This is a genomic window from Exiguobacterium sp. SH0S1, from assembly GCF_004337165.1.
Taxonomy (GTDB): Bacteria; Bacillota; Bacilli; order Exiguobacteriales; family Exiguobacteriaceae; genus Exiguobacterium; species Exiguobacterium aurantiacum_A.
Genome location: NZ_SJVC01000021.1, coordinates 1 through 407, shown reverse-complemented (window position 1 = coordinate 407; position 407 = coordinate 1). Strand labels below are relative to the sequence as shown.

The 407-nt window shown below is 50.4% G+C and carries 1 protein-coding gene; it reads right to left on the bottom strand.

What is annotated here, in order from left to right:
• Positions 1-407: helicase HerA-like domain-containing protein (locus tag EVJ20_RS15085; RefSeq protein ID WP_131508756.1), on the bottom strand; the 407-nt coding region annotated here is incomplete at both ends.

Below are 407 nucleotides of genomic sequence, written 5' to 3'. Positions count from 1 at the left end.
GTTTTGGTTTCTCCAGATCGCCCGCTTCCGGCAATTGTTCATACAACTCTGAAAGCATCCACAACAGGCTGGCGGCGTACAGTTTCGGTATCTGGTAGAGTTTTTCGGCGCTAAGGATATTGATAACGCCTTTACCGTTGGCATCGGTGCGCACCCAGTCTTTGATATCCAGCATCGGCTCACCAAAGAAGTGTGCTGTGCCTTGCTGTTCCAGCGACAACAGCCCGCGCTGGATGGCACCAACCGATGCACTACTGATATTACCGTACTGATTCTGGAAGGATTTGGCGTTATCGCCGATGTACTGGGTAATTGCCCGCAGATCTTTAAAGTCGAGCAGCAACAATCCCTGATCGTCAGCAATGCGGAAAATGATATTCAGCACGCCAGATTGCACATCGTTGAGA